At 39.8% G+C, this 18,994-nt stretch carries 11 protein-coding genes; 1 reads left to right on the forward strand and 10 read right to left on the reverse strand.

Translation table 11 applies throughout. From position 1 onward, the window contains the following. Positions 1-36: 36 nt before the first annotated feature. The 3 genes from rnr to fsa form a co-directional block, all read right to left on the reverse strand. Complete coding sequence (gene rnr, locus B4N43_RS24770) at positions 37-2,169, reverse strand: ribonuclease R (RefSeq protein ID WP_286736831.1); 2,133 nt, start codon at positions 2,167-2,169, stop codon at positions 37-39. Between the two features lie 259 nt (positions 2,170-2,428). Then, positions 2,429-2,857, reverse strand: coding sequence for a Fur family transcriptional regulator (locus B4N43_RS24775; RefSeq protein ID WP_075994111.1), 429 nt, complete (start codon positions 2,855-2,857; stop codon positions 2,429-2,431). A gap of 266 nt (positions 2,858-3,123) precedes the next feature. Further along, positions 3,124-3,783, reverse strand: a complete 660-nt coding sequence (gene fsa / locus B4N43_RS24780; protein WP_075994110.1) for a fructose-6-phosphate aldolase — start codon at positions 3,781-3,783, stop codon at positions 3,124-3,126. Positions 3,784-3,964: 181 nt separating this feature from the next. Between fsa and B4N43_RS24785 the strand changes: the two genes are divergently transcribed. Next, complete coding sequence (locus B4N43_RS24785; protein WP_088162890.1) at positions 3,965-5,185, forward strand: MFS transporter; 1,221 nt, start codon at positions 3,965-3,967, stop codon at positions 5,183-5,185. Here B4N43_RS24785 and B4N43_RS24790 read toward each other — a convergent pair. The 7 genes from B4N43_RS24790 to B4N43_RS24820 form a co-directional block, all read right to left on the reverse strand. Then, a complete protein-coding gene (locus B4N43_RS24790) occupies positions 5,171-5,614 on the reverse strand; it encodes a retropepsin-like aspartic protease (protein ID WP_088163761.1) in 444 nt (147 codons plus the stop codon). The two genes, B4N43_RS24785 and B4N43_RS24790, sit on opposite strands and share 15 nt — an antisense overlap. 155 nt (positions 5,615-5,769) lie before the next feature. Then, positions 5,770-6,708 (reverse strand): malate dehydrogenase, encoded by a 939-nt coding sequence (locus B4N43_RS24795; RefSeq protein ID WP_088162889.1) that lies wholly within the window; start codon positions 6,706-6,708, stop codon positions 5,770-5,772. A 360-nt stretch (positions 6,709-7,068) separates the two neighbouring features. Beyond that, a complete protein-coding gene (locus tag B4N43_RS24800) occupies positions 7,069-9,399 on the reverse strand; it encodes a BamA/TamA family outer membrane protein (protein WP_088162888.1) in 2,331 nt (776 codons plus the stop codon). Beyond that, on the reverse strand, positions 9,365-14,650 hold the full coding sequence (locus tag B4N43_RS24805; protein ID WP_286736836.1) for a translocation/assembly module TamB domain-containing protein: 5,286 nt from the start codon (positions 14,648-14,650) through the stop codon (positions 9,365-9,367). The genes B4N43_RS24800 and B4N43_RS24805 overlap by 35 nt, the downstream gene beginning before the upstream one ends. Before the next feature lie 379 nt (positions 14,651-15,029). Beyond that, on the reverse strand, positions 15,030-15,404 hold the full coding sequence (locus tag B4N43_RS24810) for a DoxX family protein (protein WP_075994106.1): 375 nt from the start codon (positions 15,402-15,404) through the stop codon (positions 15,030-15,032). Between the two features lie 20 nt (positions 15,405-15,424). Next, the gene (locus B4N43_RS24815; RefSeq protein WP_232475613.1) at positions 15,425-15,766 is read right to left on the reverse strand and encodes a DUF4342 domain-containing protein; all 342 of its coding nucleotides are present in this window, start codon (positions 15,764-15,766) and stop codon (positions 15,425-15,427) included. Between the two features lie 442 nt (positions 15,767-16,208). Further along, complete coding sequence (locus tag B4N43_RS24820; RefSeq protein WP_145328334.1) at positions 16,209-18,845, reverse strand: valine--tRNA ligase; 2,637 nt, start codon at positions 18,843-18,845, stop codon at positions 16,209-16,211. Between the last annotated feature and the right edge of the window lie 149 nt (positions 18,846-18,994).

The raw sequence follows: 18,994 nt of genomic DNA on the forward strand, positions 1-18,994 counted from the left end.
GCGTTAATTTTGAATAATAACGCTCTTTTTTTATTCTTAACTCAACAACGTAAAATCAATCTGCCGTTTATCAAGATCCACTTTCTTTACGCGGATTTGAACCTCATCACCCAGCTGGAATTTCTTTTTCTTCCGTTGGCCAATAATCGCATAGTTCTTCTCGTCAAGTACGTAAAAGTCATCGGTGATATCCCGCAGCCTGACCATACCCTCACATTTGTTTTCCTCAATCTCCACATACATCCCCCATTCGGTAACACCCGAGACAATACCCGTATATTCCGTACCAATTTGATCCTGCAAGTATTCTGCCTGTTTGTACTTAATCGATGCACGTTCGGCTTCAGCCGCTTTTTTCTCCATTTGTGAAGAATGTTCGGCCATTTTCTCGTAATGCTCCGCATTGATCTTGGTACCGCCCTCCAGATAGAATTGTAAAAGACGGTGTACCATCACATCGGGATAACGACGGATAGGAGAGGTGAAATGGGTGTAATAATCAAATGCGAGTCCATAGTGACTTGTCTTCTTTGTCGTATAGATCGCTTTGGCCATCGAACGTACCGCAAGTGAAGTCAGCATATTTTGCTCTTTGCTACCTTCTATCTTCGTCATCAGCGCATTTAAAGATTTCGCTGTTTCCTTATCCGTTTTGATGGTCAATTTATGACCAAACCGCGCTGCAAATTGAGAGAAAGTTGTCAGCGTCTCCGGATTAGGTACATCGTGGAACCGGTATACAAAAGTAAGCTTGTTTTTTCCACGGCCTTGTTTGCCAATAAACTCGGCAACCTTTCGGTTCGCCAATAACATAAAATCTTCAATCAGCTTGTGCGCATCTTTACGGACTTTGGTATATACCCCTGTAGGTTTGCCATTTTCATCCAAGGTGAATTTTACCTCTTCACTTTCAAAGGCTATTGCACCATTTTTGAACTTACGCTCCCGCAGAATATAAGCCAGTTCATTTAATTTCAGGATCTCTTCACTGAAATCACCCGATTTCGTTTCGATCACCTCCTGTGCTTCTTCATAACTGAAACGTCGGTCCGAATGGATAATCGTACGGCCGAACCATTGATCATGCACATTGGCTTTTTCGTCCAATTCAAAAACAGCCGAAAAACAAAGTTTATCTTCATGCGGACGTAGCGAACAGACACCATTGGAAAGACGCTCCGGAAGCATCGGAATAACGCGGTCAACCAGATAGACGGATGTGCCGCGGTTGAATGCTTCTTTGTCCAATTCTGTGTCGGGTATGACAAAATGCGAAACATCCGCAATATGAACACCGATTTCATAATTGCCATTCTCTAATTTTTGAAAGGAGATGGCGTCATCGAAATCTTTTGCATCCGCTGGGTCAATGGTAAAGGTCGTAACGTTTCTAAAATCACGCCGCTTTGCAATTTGTTCCGCGCTTATTTTTTCCGAAATCTGATTGGCTTCAGCTTCAACTTTTTTAGGGAACTCCAATGGGAAACCATAGTCGGCCAAAATAGCGTTCATCTCGGTGTTATTTTCCCCCTTGGTACCCAAAACATGTTTTACCGTTCCGACAGGATTTTTGCTCCCGCTTGGCCAGTCGATAATCGAAACGACCACTTTTTCCTTATCCTTGGCTCCATTCAGATTGTCCAAAGGGATAAAAATGTCGTGTAACATCTTGCGGTCATCCGCAATAAAAAAAGCAAAATTGTTGGAGATGCTGATCGTTCCCGTGAAATCAGTCTTGGCCCTTTGCAGGATTTCAACGACTTCACCCTCTTTCTTACGGCCACCTTTTCTTTTTTCGAAGGTATGGACCTTCACAATATCGCCATGGAGTGCCTGTCTAAGTTTCCGTGGAGCGATATAGATGTCATTTTCAAATTCGTCATCAGGAATTACATAGGCAGAACCGTCTGCAGTCATATCTACTTTTCCTGTGACATAAACTTTAAGTTGTTTCAGATTAAATTTGCCGCGCTCGACCTCAATAAAAAGCCCATTTCTTACATTATCATGTAAAATATCGGCTATAGCAACTTTTGAGTCATTATCGGTAAGATTCAATTTTGACGAAACTTGTTTATAGTTGAGCGGCTTATTACCCGATTTTTCGAAGATATCGATAATCAGTTGTGTTAAGACCTCTTTATATGGATTTTCTTTTCTTGTTTTCATCCAATTATTATTTGTTAATTATTCATTTGCATCGATTTGCGGCAGTCTTCCTATTGCAGCGAAATGGCTGTGATAGCGAATTTGTAAATTCAGCCGATACAATAGATCATGAGCGAGCCGTACATCAAGATCGATGCCACTACAATGTACGAAAAAAACAGCATTTGAAACGACAATAACGAGCTAAACGGAGCATCTTCCGATAGCCAATGTATAGACAGTTCAGCCGAAAAATAGTTTTGGATTCGTACAGCCTGATTTACTTTTTGCAATGATTGCACACACCAAGTGCATTTACGGCTATCGCTTCGAGACTGAAGCCTTCTGGGATCGATACTTTTGGTAAGATCATATCTTCCAGACAGTACACAGAATTGCATACCCGGCAAATAAAATGTACGTGTTGGTCATGATGATCATGTTCTGAACAGTTTGTCGAACACATGGCGTAAGTAGCTGTACCGTGTAGATCAAAGATTTTATGGATAATCCCTTTCTCTTCAAAGCTGGCCAATACCCGGTATAATGTGACACGGTCAATATCCTTGCCCAGTAATTTTTCCAGTTCCGGCTGCGAAATTGCAGACTCTTTCCTCGAAATAATTTCAAGTACCTTCAACCGGGGTTGGGTAACTTTTAAACTATTTCGTTTGAGAATTTCTGGATATACAGTGTTGGAATCTTCCATGGATTTCTTCGTTAAGCCTTAGATCAAATACAAACTAAGAGAAATTTACTTTTATTTGCAAGTTTAAAAACTATCCGACGAATTTATTCATCGTATTTTTTCCTTTGCATAGACCATTAACGAACAGAAATGGGCCATTTCCTTTCTCAAAGATGCTTTTGACAGTACAAAAATACGGAATCTATTAAAAATAAGAAAACCGATAAGTTTAAGATTCGTGTCATCTTACTTATCGGTTTTCGTTACTATATCGAAATATAGGAATCTTATTTGCCTGCAGCTTTAGCGTGATCAGCTAAGAATGTCGCTAGACCGCTGTCTGTCAATGGGTGTTTCAATAACGCTAGGATCGCTGATAAAGGACCTGTCATAACATCAGCACCGATTTTAGCACATCCTAAAATGTGTGCACTGTGACGTACAGAAGCAGCTAAAATTTGTGTAGGATAGTTGTAGTTATCATAGATTAAACGAATATCTTCGATCAACGCTAATCCATCTGTAGAGATATCATCCAAACGACCGATAAAAGGAGATACATAGGTTGCCCCAGCTTTAGCAGCCAATAGTGCCTGACCAGCTGTAAATACCAATGTACAATTTGTTTTAATACCTTTTTTGCTGAAATATTTAATTGCTTTTACGCCATCTTTGATCATAGGGACTTTAACAACTATCTTGCTGTCAAGAGCTGCTAACGCTTCTCCTTCTTTGATCATTTCTTCATAATTTGTAGAAATAACTTCAGCACTGACATCGCCATCAACGATTGCACAGATCGCTTTATAATGGTTGATTACGTTTTCATCACCGCTAATACCTTCTTTAGCCATTAAACTTGGATTGGTTGTTACCCCGTCTAATACGCCTAAGTCTTGGGCTTCTTTGATTTGCTCTAGGTTCGCTGTGTCAATAAAAAATTTCATTGTATATGTTATTGAATGATAATTATTTGATTATTCTAAAGTTCGAAATAATGATGCAAAGTTATTGATTATATTCCAGTATTGAAGCATTGATTTTCACCTATTGTATCTTTATTTTAGCAAAAAGGAATCTCTTCTCCTAATTTTTTGTTATACTTTTAATATAGTATTATCTTTACATATGCAGGTTTTTCGTTCGCTCCATTATAGAAATTTCCGGTTACATGTTATAGGTCAAGCAATTTCCCTTATGGGAACTTGGATGCAGCGGATAGCCATCAGTTGGTTAGTCTATGAATTGACCGGATCTGTGTTTTGGCTTGGTTTTGTGCAGTTTATCTCCCTATTGCCTTCTTTGGTCCTGTCTCCATTTATCGGCAGTTTTGTCGATAAGCATAAAAAGTATAAATTGGTTCTGATAACCCAAATTGGTTTGATGATACAGGCTGGGATCTTGACCTTGGTCGTTTATCTGAAATGGGAGAGTGTCTTATGGCTTTCCATCTTAGGTCTTATACAAGGAGTTATTAATTCCTTCGATGTTTTGGGGCGTCAGTCGCTCATGATGTATTTGGTTGGGGACCGTAAAGATCTGCCGAATGCCATAGCGCTGAATTCAACAATTTTCAATGGCGCACGAATGTTGGGCCCTGCTATAGGCGGTATTTTACTGAGTACATACGGTGAACTCGTCTGTTTTGCCCTGAATTTTATCAGTTTTGTTCCGGTTATTATTACATTATTGATGATGAAGGTCGATGAAACACATGTTCAACTGAGCAAGGGAAGCAATTGGGAAGGCTTGGTCGAAGGCTTTCGTTACCTCAAACGTTCACCGCACATCTCCTCGCTGATTATTATCATGACATTCTCCAGCTTGATCGTTATTCCGTATACCTCGTTGCTGCCAGCCATAGCAAAAGAAATGTTTCATGGTGATGAACGTACGTTCTCCTGGTTTGAAAGTGCGGCCGGCCTGGGTGCCATGATTGGTGCTTTTAATATGGCCCGTTTAAAATCGGGTACCAATTTGCGCTATCAGGTGATGGGGGCTGCTGCGCTTATGGGAGTTGCATTATTGTTTTTGGCGCATTCGAGTATGCTGCAGATGGCACTCGTCTATGTGATGTTGGTATCCTTTGCCATGATGATGCAAAACTCAAGTATCAATACATATATTCAGACGCATGCCATACCGATCTATCGTGCTCGGGCAATCTCGTATTACGTCATGGCTTTTCAGGGGATATTTCCCATTGGTACATTGATGATAGGTTCCTTAGCCAGTTACTGTGGGCTTCGAACGACATTATACGTCATGGGGGGACTGGGGATATTGATTGCAATTGTGTACTATAGCTATCTCCGGCTCCATATCCACAAACGTCTATTTAAGTTTTAATTTCCGGGTTCTTAATTTTAAGGTGCGCTTTGCATAATCAATGACAGCGCCATAGTCTGCAAAAATATCTCCACCCAATACGCCGATCACTGGTTCGAGATCCATCTGCTGATAGGCATAATTGATCGAGCTTAAATCCAATACCGCAGTATTTAAGTTTTTTATCTGCCATTCACCTAATGTCAGACTCGGAATTTTTATATTGAAACTCTCCATTGAATTGGTGCCAAGTCCTGTTGATAATGTTTCTGAAGGTTCAAGCTGCAATTGGTCATCCAAAAGATGCCCCAATTGCGTTTTATCAAATACAGTTTTAGATGCGCCAGTATCAACTACCATCTTGAACGAACGATTATATATTTCTACATCGACTAAAATGTGTGTGCCCTGGCCTTGTAAATCCAATAATTGAAATGGTACTGTTGTCATATAGCCAAACATACCCAAAAATTCCCTTAAAAAAGAAATTTTAAAACCCGCAGTGCGTGTTGAACGTTCATAAAAAAAGCTGTTATTGATAGAATAACAGCTTTTTATCTCTTGATAGTTTATAAGCTACAGCTTATCTTTTTATTGTTTATGAGCTACAGCGCTTTTATTTCTTTCAGTACATTATTCATTGTACGTACTGCTTCTGCACTTTTATTGAATTTTTCTTTGTCCTCGTCATCGAGTTGAATGGGGACGATGCGATCCCATCCTTTTTTATTGATGATAACCGGTACGCCCAGATTGATATCTTCTTGACCAAATTCACCTTCCAAATAAACGGATGCTGTAAATAATTTTCCTTGATCACGTACGATACTTTCGACGACTGCAGCTGTTGCGGCTCCCGGAGCATACCAGGCTGAGGTGCCGATTAGGCTGGTTAATGTTGCTCCACCAACCATAGTTTTGTGTACAATTTCGCCTTGCTCTTCCGGGGTAAGGAAATCAGTGACTGGAATACTGTTCCACGTGGAGTGCTTGATGAGTGGTATCATTGTTGTATCTCCATGACCGCCAATGACAATGGCATTGAGATCGGCCGCAGAAGCATTCAGTTTTTCACTCAGTTGATATTTGAATCGTGCTGAATCCAATGTACCGCCCATTCCAATAATTCTATTCTTAGGCAATCCACTTGATTTAAGTGCTAGATAGGTCATGGTATCCATGGGATTAGATACGATAACAATGATAATATCCGGAGAATGTTTTACTAAGTTTTCGACAACCGACTTGACAATATTGGCATTTGTCCCAATCAATTCTTCGCGTGTCATTCCAGGTTTACGTGGAATCCCCGACGTAATAACGGCAACAGTTGAACCTGCAGTTGACAGATAATCATTGGTTACCCCCTTGATTTTTGATTCAAAACCCAATAATGCGGCAGTTTGTGCCATATCTTGCGCTTTGCCTTCTGCAAAACCTTCTTTAATATCCAATAATACAATCTCCTCTGCGACATTTCGACGGATTAAATTGTCCGCTGTAGTTGCGCCTACAGCTCCAGCACCAACAATAGTTACTTTCATATGTAAATTATTTGTTTATTCATGAGCTAATTGTCCGCTTAAGTATATACATCTGCCTTTTAATTATATAGCTGCCTTCGGCGGTTTTTATGCCACATCGCATACCCGGTCCATCTTCACGAATGCTTGTACTTTTTTTATATGGATATTTCATGAGCATTTATGTGGATTATTAAATAATTCTTGAATTTAATCAATTATTGTCAGTAAATCAATGTATTTAGCGGGAATAACTTGTTTTTTGACATAAGAAATAGACCCCTCCAAAATCGATGACTTTTATAAAATAGCAAAAAAAATAACAGGCCTGAAATTCGTTCAAGCCTGTTATTTCTATCGTGTAAAATCAAATTTGAAATCCTAGAACGGATAGCCGATGGCTAGGTTGAACATCAAATTATCCTTTCTCCATTTTGAACTTCCAAAGTCGATATCCTTAAATACCCAACGTTCTCCTTTTGGAAGATAGGGAATGCGGAAAGGTATGGACATATCTGTACGAATGATCAAAAACGTAAAGTCGAAGCGTAATCCAGCTCCACCGCCGACGGCTAATTCATTTAAAAAGTTCTTGCTGAACTTACCACCCGGCTTGTTGACATCATCCCGTTGCAACCACACGTTCCCGGCATCAATGAATGCTGCCCAATGAACAAAGCCTGCTAATTTAGCTCTGTATTCTGTGTTAAGTTCCAATTTGATATCACCGGTCTGGTCGGCATAGAAGAGGCCGTTGCTTAATTTTTCAGGGGCAACTGTTCCTGGTCCAATTGCACGAGCACCAAATGCACGGATACTGTTAGGTCCACCCACATAATATTGTTTTAAATAGGGAAGTGACCGAGAGTTACCATAGGAATAGCTTAATCCTAAACTGACCCGAGAAGCAAGCTGCGAATTCTCCGACAATTTGAGATAGTGTCTGCCATCGCCACTGATCTTGATATATTGGGAGAAATAAGCATCGAACAATTTGAACGTTTTCCCTTTATTGAAATCAGCTCCTTTTATCAAACCGAGTATATTCCCCGAGAGGTCCAGGTTGCCTTTGAAATAAAATGTATTTTTCAAATGCTGCTTCATCGTATTTTGAAACGTGAAGTTATAATTTGGGCCAATCGTAAATTGTGGATCTATTGCGTGCCTTAACGCCGGAATAGTATCCATTTGTTTTTGGTAGTTTTCAGAAATACCTTTAGGCTGAACATAGGTAATCTCCATTAACGCAAGATCGTGCTGCTTCTCTTCAGACTCCTGCCAGATATAACCGTAATCCAATGCGATGGAATTTAAGGTATATGCTTTGCGGCGATTTAAAAATTCATAGCGGCCTTTGACATAAGTCTTCGGAATAAAACGTCGCGTAGGAGAAATCCTTCCAAAAGGGGACAATATCCGCGGGAAAGTCAGTGTAGCCTCCATCCCGTAACGGTAATAACTCGAATTGAGGTCAGCTGATCCACCGGTCTGGGTTTCATAACCACCGAATACATTAAAACTTAACTGTTCTGCGCCTTTAAATGCGTTGCGTAAAGTCCAGTTGACATTAACTTCTGTACCATTGTATACCGAAGCCATTTTTCCCAAAAGTTCCACACGGAGTGATTTTTTTGGCAATGGGGTTAAGTAGTAGTAGACGTCTAGTGCATTGGGAACTTCTTTGCTGTCAACAAAGTTATTTTTGACAAATTTCCAGCTATTGAGATTCACCAGATGGCTGATGGTTTGGTTGTGGGCATTACGGTTGTAGACGTCGCCGGGGTGGAAGAAGATATGATTCGCGATAACAGGCTTTCTATAAAGATGCTGGCGGTCTATAAAATAGTAGCTGCTATCATATAGTTCCGCGTTACGGGTGGATCGCTGATAACCGGTGCTTGTTTCCGTGTAGTTCGGGTAAACGTAGATTTTATTGATCTTTGACGGTACCCTCGCCTGTGCCGGTGTTTCCTTCTTTACAGTAACATACATGTCGACCTTGTTGTTCCGGTGTGAACTGTCTACCTGAACCAGGATGTAATCAGGGCTGAAATAATAATACCCTTTATTTTTGAGGTCATTGTCGATGCGGTCACGCTCATTTAGGATAACATCAAGGCTATAATTTTTGCCCACCTGTAAGAGACTTTGATCGGAGCTCGAACGAATATCTTTACCCAGCTGTGTGGTGCTGTCAATATCAAATTGAACAGATCTTATTCGGTAGATAAAATTTGGCTTGGCCGTATAATTAACCGTTGCTTTTTTGTTTTCAACTAAAGTGTCGGATTTTACTTCAGCATTAAAGAAACCAAAATTCTCCAGACGATTACGCAGTAGATTTTCATTGTACTCGCGATTGACATCGCTCAACAATACCGGTTTCTCACCAATTTTCTTGAAAAATTTTTTAATGATATTATTCCCTACAGAATCGCCGGCCATATTGTTGAAGTACAACTTGAATGGTACGCCAGCTAGACGTTTATTGGGTTTGGGCATCAATGCCGCTTCTAAATGCGTCGCAATCTTTTCCTTGTTTTCCTTGGAGATGGTGTCCGAATCGACTATCACGTTGCCTTTAACATATAAGCTTTCTCCTTCTTTCAGATTCTTGGTTGAAGAACAGGATGCTAGAAATGCAGCGCATGAAACTATTCCAACAATATACTTTAGTTTAGCTTGCATGATAACTCCTTTCCTCATCTTCATTTTTTATAGCTGTCGTTCTGATGGTATCTATAGTTGATTTTGGACTATCGCTTTTCGGCGTGTTTTTACTGGAGTCCAACTGTTGTTTACGTTTCTCTTGTTCTCTTTCCTCCATACGTTTTCTGTACTCAGGGCTATGGGTCATCAAACTATCTCTGATGACTGTGCGTACGCTATCACGATACACTGAATCGGTTTCCATACGTTCCACATCAAAACGTTTTCTGAAACCTTTGCTATTCGTGTCATAGTACGCTTTGAGTTTTTTCGAACTCATCCAGATTTCCCGGAACCTGTTGTAATCCATATTGATGATAAATCCGATACCTGTTTCTACATATTGGCCTTGGAGCGTAACCTGATATTGATTTTTACGATATACCCGTGCAAAATAACGGCCATCTTGCGAAAGTTGATAATCCAATTGGATATCCCCAGCAATATTGTTGGCGGTTTCTCCCGGACGTGTATTTCCTTCAACCTCAAAATTAGAACCAACGGTAATTTTTAGACGATCATTTAAAAGCATTTTAGATACACCGATATTCAGATCTGTTCGGGTTTGGCCCGCTCCAGTAGCATAATCTTCCTCCGAAGTTAAGTTGAAATCCAGTTCTACTCCGGTGATAAGCTCGGAGGCAAGGCGGTTCAATTGACCGCTCAGGAATGAACTGATGCTATTTCTGACAATGGCTTCTGTGCCGCCCCCACCGGATAAACTTTCAAATGGATTGGTCGACATAAAGCGTCCTAAAACGATGAGTGAAAAGACCTGTTTGTTCAGTTCAGATGGATTTTCACGCAAGGTGGTCAATGCGTTATTTACTTTGCTGATCACATCTTGGGAAACAACGGAGTTGTTTTCGTCCAAGTCGATATCAAAATTCAGTTGCGGTTGGAACAATTTGTCTGTAATCTTCAACAAGACATTGAAAGGAATACGTTGCTTGTATAAATTAGCATTTTCTGATCCCAGTTGCGTCGCTACAAGCTCCAGCGTTGGAGCTTTGGTTGTGTATGCCGCTGTGATATTAAGCTGCGCATCCAAGGGATCTCCGTTCCAGGTGATCGTACTTCCTTTTCGGAATGTAAAATCTTTTTTTACGGGACCAAAACTGAATGAATAGCTCCCTTTGTCTACGGTAAATGTACCTGACAAGGTAATTTTGCTGCTCGCATCAATGCCTGCGTTCAGTTCCGCTTCTCCTTGGATATTCAGTGCATCCTGTGAACCGGCATCCAAGAGGATCTTAAATTTGGCATCTTTATCCGTTTGAAGATTCAGATCTACGTCGATTCCCGTCAGACGGGTTACGGTCATCGAATCTAATTTAGCAAATACGTTGGCTCTTGTGGTATCACTCTTATCAACAAATTCGACAACCCCTTTACGATCCGCCATCCCGGGATCTTCGTTTGGCATAACAAAGGTGAAATCGGTATCATCTAATACCTTGATTGTACCATCAACGATAGGCTTATCAAGATTTCCCCGAATGCGAAGGTTCGAGGTAAGATACATTTTACCATAGAACATATCGTTGTCGCTTTGTGTTGAATTGAGCACCTCAAAATTGTCCGTATTGATATTGAGATTAAAATCAAAATCAGTATACGTTTTGGTTTCTATGGATCCTGTTACCTTGGCAATATTTCCTTTCTTGTCTTCTAATGCAAATTTAGGGAAAGTAATACCCCTTTCATCCAAATGAATGGTTTCATCTTTAGCTTTGAAAAGTGCATTCAACATAGCAATATTGAATTGTGCATCTTTAAACTTCACATCGCCGTTAATGAGTGGTTTGGATGGCGATCCCGTTATTTTTAACTGGCCTTCAAGATTTCCTTTCGAGTCTTTTAGATAACCCAAACTGAATGCCTGAACTGTCTGCATGGAGAGTGGCGCAATATCCAAGGTGAAATCCAGGGTTGCTTCTCCCTTTGGAGGATTGATGAAATCACCACTTAATACGACATTATTGCCATTTTCACTGATACTGATATTCGCATTATAGGTGTTTTCCTTTTCATTGTTAACTTTTATGTTGACATTACCGACAGTATCTTGTCCAATATAGAATTTGTCGATCGTAAGATCGGATACAAATACAGGGCTACTTTCCAAACGTGATATGGTTGCCTGACCATTAATCCCGCCGCCAAGATCGACTGTTTCACTTTCAAGCATTTTACTTAATGTCTCAATGCGGAAATTTTTAAAGGCAATGTTGAGTGGCGAATTGAGCACACTATCCTGCGATGATATACTCAGCTCTTGTCCTTTATTACTTAAGATAAAGTCATTGGCCTGAATACCCGTGCTTCCAAATTTGAGCACGTTGTTTGGATTTATCGTCCACTTGTCGTAGTTCAGCATAAGGCCATCCTGAAGTAGGCTAAAAACAAACGCTCCATTATCAACGCGCATATTGGCGCCCAAATGATACTGCTCTTTCTCTTTCTTGTCTTTAATCCAAAGGCCAAAATCCAAATTGTTTTGAATGACTTTACCACTGAAGACTGTATTCACCAGTTCGATATTGCTCACCTTGATTTTATTGATCAAGGCCGAGTAGTAAAGTGTACTGTCCAAGGTATTAATATCCAAGGTGACGTTATTGATTTCGGTGCCACTATAGGTGATTTTAGGGGCATCCAATTTCGCAAGAATAGTTTTTGACTGACTATTGAACATACCATCCAACGTAATATCAGACATTTCCGTTAGTTCTGGAAGAAAATCCTTTACAAATTTAGTCCTGGTCAATTGGGCGGAAAACTCAATATTCTGAGGCTCATATTTGGGAACTTTAACACCTTTTCCCGGCTGGTAGTATACCTGTAAAATGTCTTGAATGGCATTCTGCAACTCTAAAATTTTGTATTTTCCGACCAAATGGGCATTCAAAAAGTCTGATTTGAGTAGCAGCAAATTGCGGCTGGTATCGGCTTTTGCAACAAGTGAAATGCTGTCTAAAGTATAATATGCGTCGTTGTAAAGAATGGATGAATTGGTGATATGTGCCTCCCCATTTAAAAAATTCGGATCGGCTGAACTGAAATTGCCCACAAGTTTACCGTGGTATTTGAGATCGTCGTCCATTAATTTTAAGTTTTTAAGATTAATGGTATCTACCATAAGCTCAAAATCCACCTGCGGATATTTGGACTTCATGTTGGCCGTTGCATTTAACTTCAATTGAATATTAGGGTCGGGACTAACCACAGAGGCTTTGATATCACCTTTATCGGCAGTGAGATTCATATCGATATTCTGATAACGATAACCCATCGCATCCATTCGATTTACTTTGCCATCAAAATTGGCGACAAGTTTCTTCGGATCTGTTCCATGACCTTTGATTTTTCCCTCAAATGAAAGTATGCCTAATGTACTGTCCATTTTCATGATCTTACCAATGTCAAAATCACGAATACTCACAAATGCATCATAGGTTGTATCGCGACCTATCATGCCTACTTTACCATTGAACTTGGCTGTTCCTTTCTCTGTTACCAGCGAAAGATTGGTGTTAAAGGCATTCATCCCACCATTAAAAGTTCCGGTAAGGCCGATCGTATTGGGCAACTCTATTCCGCTAGGAAGCATTTTTTTTGAAACCAGCTTTTCGATATCCGAACGTCCTGTGGTCAATTTCTTTAAATTAAGATCCATTGACATTTTATCGACGTTGGGTAGACCCTTTAAATGCAGACTTGCAATGACACGTGTATTGGACAGGGTTTGGAAATCAATTGCCGGAATATTTAAATCATTTACCTTACCCACAACGCGACCATCAATATTAAACTTTTTGTCCATCAATGGTTTCATCACCTGCATGGTATCCAAAAAAGGAGCAAAATAGTAGATGTCGCGCATATCTACGTGGCTCTTTTTGATCGTTGCATTGACATAGATCAGCTCTGGCTTTTTGGCAATAATATCCAAAGATGGATAGGTTACTTTTAAGTAATCACGCAGTAGGGTACGTGGTGTTTCTGCGTACAGGTTTTTGATCTCCGCGCCGGTATTTGTATACTTAAAATCCCCTTTCAATTGCTTGATCACAAACCCGGAATGATCAGAGGCTACAAGCTCTTTTAATGATCCGCTGATCGAATCGGCGCTATAGTAAAGATCATTTAAACTGGTTTTCATTCCAGGGATCTTAATATTGAAGTAATCAAAGCCTTTCATACGGGCCTGATTGTTGTCTCTATACGCTAAGCTTGTATTGTTGATTTGGATTTCTTTGGCTGAGACAACCCAGTTTATTTTGGTGGTATCCGCGGTGTTTTTCGCTTCTGTGTTTACTTTTTTCTGGATCTTTCCAAAGAGCACATTATTGTCTGAACCGTCAAGATTGATCGTTTGAATATCGACAAGTTCTTTGTTAAGGTCGATCTTGTTAATGTCTGCATGAAGATTTTTGATATAAAATTTTGTATTCAGCAGACTGGATTGATCCTCATAGCGCACTAAGATATTGGTCAGGTCAGCAATCTGTATACCGACATCGGGAAGCAAGGTGGTTACTTGTGCCGTTTTATCTGTAATGCCAAAATCTTTGACCGTGGGTGCCGTGCCATCAACAACTGGTCGCCATTGTTTCACTGTGGCACTCAGACCATCTATCTTCACTTTGGGCAGATTGAAAGCCATGTTTTTTGTGAGGTCGAACTTCTTGACGTTGGTATTTAGGCTGTTCAGGTAAACATCAGCACTCGTTCCAATAACATCATCGGCATAGACAATATGAAATTTATCAAATTTGACCTTATCAAGGTTAAATAGAAGGGCTGAACTGCTGTCTGCAGTCGGTTTGCTTTCCTTTTGAGAAGCGAAAGCTTTAACAATATAATCAAAGTTGAATGAACTGTCCGGCAATGTACGGCGGATTTTTGCGGTGATTCCTTCTGCTTCAATGCTTTGAATTTCAACGGTATTTTTCAGAAGTTTTAGCATGTTGATATCGACAGCTATGCTTTTTCCTGCTACTAAGGTATCCTTGCTTTGGTCAGCTAAATAGATGTCCTCTAAAACCAGTTTTTTAGGGAAATCAATATTAATGTAGCCAATTTTAACGGGGGTACCGATCTTACCTTCCACATAGTGTGTTACTTTTCCAGCAATATAATTCTGAACGGAGGGTATTCTGATTAAAAATACGATTAAAATAGCCAGCGCAATTATTACTCCAATAATCCACAATATTGTTTTGAAAGCAATTCGGGTAAATCTGTTCAACGTATAATTTGATTTAAGTATCTATTAATAAAAATTAAAACGGAAAAAAGTTTGCTAAGTTTTCAGATATATAACGTATATCGCCACGATTTCAGCAAACTAAGGTAAATTTGCGTGTAAATGCAAGTTTAATTTATGTACTATACTTGCTAGCAAATATTAGACAGCTCTTCATTTCCCTTGTATAAAATCATTTTATCGTGGGAATGTTCTAAAAACACATCAAATAATTGACCAAACCATTCTAGTCGTACAAAGTTTTTTGTTTTTTAATTTTATGTTAATAAAAACATTAAATACCTATCAATTTGTCAAAGTAATAGGTATTTAATAGATGCATTATCCTGCTCGATATTCGTTTGGAGAAGAATATAAGCAATTATTCCATCAGTTTTTTATACTTGCCCCAGTTTTCGAATACCACCCATAGCCAAATAATGAAAAGTACAGCCCAAATAATTAGTCCCATTTGGCTGTAAAAAATCATGTTGTGGGTAAAAATACCAATGAGTATGGGGAAGATGACCAGTGCACCCAGTGTTCTCGTTTTTGGGAAAATAAACAATAAACCGCCCAAGAGTTCGATGATTCCAACCAGTGGCATTAGCCATTTGATCGTGGCAAAAGCCTCAAATACTTTTTTCATGTCCATATCCATTGGTGGCGTAGGCATATAATGAAAAAGTTTATCCAGCCCTGCATTGATGAATAGCAAGGCAAATAAAATACAAAGTATATTTTTAAAGATCTTCATAACGGTCAATTTTAAATTGATTATTTTACGGTTATCGTTGTAGGGGGATCAGTGCTGTTATCTTCTTTGTCTTTTTCTTCCTTGTTTGTATTTCGTTCTACGGTGATCGTACATTCTGTAAGCAATGCGGCTACAGCACCGATTGCAGCAAAAACAGGTGCTAAGATCAAGCCTATGGCACCAACAGTTACTGGAAAGCTCATGATTTCTTTGCCATGTTTGTCCGAAATGCTGATTTTGCTCACATTGCCCTCAGCAATGATTTCTTTGATCTTTTGTAAAAGGTTTTCACCGTTAATCTGAAATGTCTCTTTGAATCCCATAATGATATAATTTAAGTTCGCTCCTATAAAGTTATTCATTTTTTTACAGGAATTTATATAAAGTTATCAGCATGGTTGATCTTTGGTTAATTATAAACTGTAGGGTTATTTTGGAATAGGGCAAAGCGCTTTGCTTCTTGTTTCAAAAGTTTTTATCGTATATCCTTGTCCTATATATTGCCTGTGCATGACGGATCAAAATTTACTTGAGTCGTCTGTTGGGCTCTTTCGTGAAAGCTCGTGCTCTTCGTGGGGTACAATTGTCAATCAAATTCGCTCTTAATACGTTTTTTTATCGGATATACTTCGGATATTTAACGGAGCTTATTCGCTGGCAACCGAAGAAGCACCGAAGAAGCACCGAACGAGCTCCGAAGAAGTACCGAACAAGCACCGAATGATCTCCGAATTTGACCGCTCGTTAAACATAAAAAAAGTCCCGTGCATTGCACGGGACTTTTCGAGATTTATAGCGTAGCTGTTAACCTAATGCTGTTAAGCTTTCTTGAAGAATTTTAATCTTCGCTTCGGCATCAGCCTTTTTACTTTTTTCGTTTTCAACAATTTCAGGTTTAGCATTTTGCACAAACCGTTCATTGGAAAGCTTTTTGTCTACAGATACAAGGAAGCCTTTTAGGTATTCCAATTCTTTCTCGATACGCTCACGTTCAGCATCCGCATCAATATTATTTTCCAACGTAACATAACATTCGTCTTTGCCAGCAAGGAAACTTGCGGCACCAGCTACTTTCTCAGAAACAAAAGTTACGCCTTCCAAGTTTGCAATCTTGGTGATGATATCAATATATTGCTCCAGGTTGACGTCCGATTGTTGATTGATCGCTAATGGTAAAGCAACTTTAGGGGAGATACCTTTAGAATTGCGAATATTCCGAACTTCCGAAATAATCTGTTGAGCGATAGCGAAATCTTTTATAAGCTGCTCATCAAAATCATTCGCTGTAGGATAAGGGGCTACGATAATGCAATCTTTCTCGTCTTTCACACCGAACAGTTCGTCATGCCACAATTCTTCTGTTAGGAAAGGCATGAAAGGATGTACTAAAGTGAGTATACGTTGGAAAAAAGATTTTACTGTTGCTAAGGTTTCGCTAGAAATAGGGGAGCCATAAGCCGGTTTCACTAATTCAAGGTACCAGGCACAGAAGTCATCCCATACCAATTTGTAGGTTGTCATCAATGCATCTGATAAACGATAGTGTTTGAAGTTTTCTTCGATATCGACCAAGGCTTGATTTAACCTTGCTTCAAACCAAGATGCCGAAATCTTATCTGAATCCGAAGCTGGAGTAGCTGTAATTTCCCAGCCTTTAACCAAGCGGAATGCATTCCAGATCTTATTGGCAAAATTACGGCCCTGTACACAAAGTTCTACATCAAAAGGAAGGTCATTACCTGCTGGAGCAGTCAATAACATTCCCATCCGCGTAGCATCTGCACCATATTCATTCATTAAATCAATCGGATCAGGAGAGTTGCCCAGTGATTTAGACATTTTACGGCCCAGTTTGTCGCGTACAATACCCGTGAAATAAACATTTTCAAAAGGCAATTGTCCGCGGAATTCATATCCTGAAACGATCATACGTGCTACCCAAAAGAAAATGATGTCTGGGGCAGTGACTAAATCTTGCGTAGGGTAATAGTAGTTGATTTCTGCATTTTCCGGTTCGTTGATGCCATTGAAAACCGAAATTGGCCATAGCCAAGCTGAAAACCAGGTATCAAGCACATCCTCATCTTGACGTAGATCGGTCAATTGAAGCGTTGTATTACCTGATTTTTCCTGCGCTAAAACAAGGGCTTCTTCAACCGTTTGTGCAACCACAAAGTCTTCGTTTCCATCGCCATAGAAATAAGCCGGTATTTGGTGCCCCCACCACAATTGTCTTGAGATATTCCAGTCGGTAACATTCTCCATCCAATTGCGGTAAATATTTTTGAATTTCGTCGGATGAAATTTAATGGTATCGTCCATGACGTTATCCAATGCAGGTTTTGCCAAGTCTTCCATTTTAAGGAACCACTGATTAGAGATTTTAGGCTCAATAACAGCACCTGTTCGCTCTGAAGTTCCAACATTATTGGTATAGTTTTCAACTTGCTCCAATAATCCTTTTTCCTCCAGCTCTTTCTCGATTTCCTTACGGACTTTAAAACGATCCATGCCGGCGTAATGCAGGCCATTGTCGTTCAGTTTTGCTTCATCGGTAAAGATGTCGACAAATTCCAGGTTGTGCTTTTTACCTAGTGCGTAGTCATTCACATCGTGCGCTGGAGTAACTTTAAGGCATCCTGTACCAAACTCCAAATCGACATATTCATCTTCAATGATGTTCACTTTTCTACCAACGATCGGAACGATGACTTGCTTTCCTTTTAACCAGGTGTAGCGCTCATCATTGGGATTGATACACACGGCTGTGTCACCAAAGATGGTTTCAGGACGGGTAGTCGCCACAACAATATATTGATCTGTTCCCTCAACCTGATATTTCAGGTGGTATAATTTGCCGTTTTTCTCTTTATAAATAACCTCTTCGTCTGAGATATTTGTTTTTGCTTCAGGATCCCAGTTGACCATGCGGTAACCACGATAAATCAATCCTTTATGATAAAGATCGACGAATACACGGATAACAGATTGATATAACTCCGGATCCATGGTAAAACGTGTACGATCCCAGTCACAGGAAGCGCCAAGTTTTTCGAGTTGTTTTAGAATAATACCACCGTATTTTTCCTTCCATTCCCAAGCATGTTTTAAGAAATCTTCACGCGATAAAGATCGTTTGTCAATTCCCTGTTCTTTCAACATAGCGACGACCTTAGCTTCAGTGGCAATGGAGGCGTGATCGGTCCCCGGTACCCAACAAGCGTTTTTTCCCTGCATACGTGCGCGGCGAATCAAAACGTCTTGAATGGTATTATTCAGCATATGCCCCATGTGCAATACTCCCGTGACATTCGGAGGAGGCATCACAATCGTGTAAGGTTCACGTTCGTCCGGGGTGGAACGGAAAAATCCATTCGCTTTCCAATAGCTGTACCATTTTTCTTCAGCTTCTTTTGGATTGTAAGTTTTCGCTATGCTCATTTTAAATTTTTGTATTCAAACTTTTAAGGAACACAAAAGTAAGGAATTCTATGTTATTTTCCTTAGTAATCCATTGATCTTGTTCTCAAACAAAAAGAAGTTATGAATAAAGGCTAAGCAATAAGTTTATTGAAGATCCTCCTAAGCAG

The organism is Sphingobacterium sp. UBA1897 (assembly GCF_002337775.1).
Classification (GTDB): domain Bacteria; phylum Bacteroidota; class Bacteroidia; order Sphingobacteriales; family Sphingobacteriaceae; genus Sphingobacterium; species Sphingobacterium siyangense.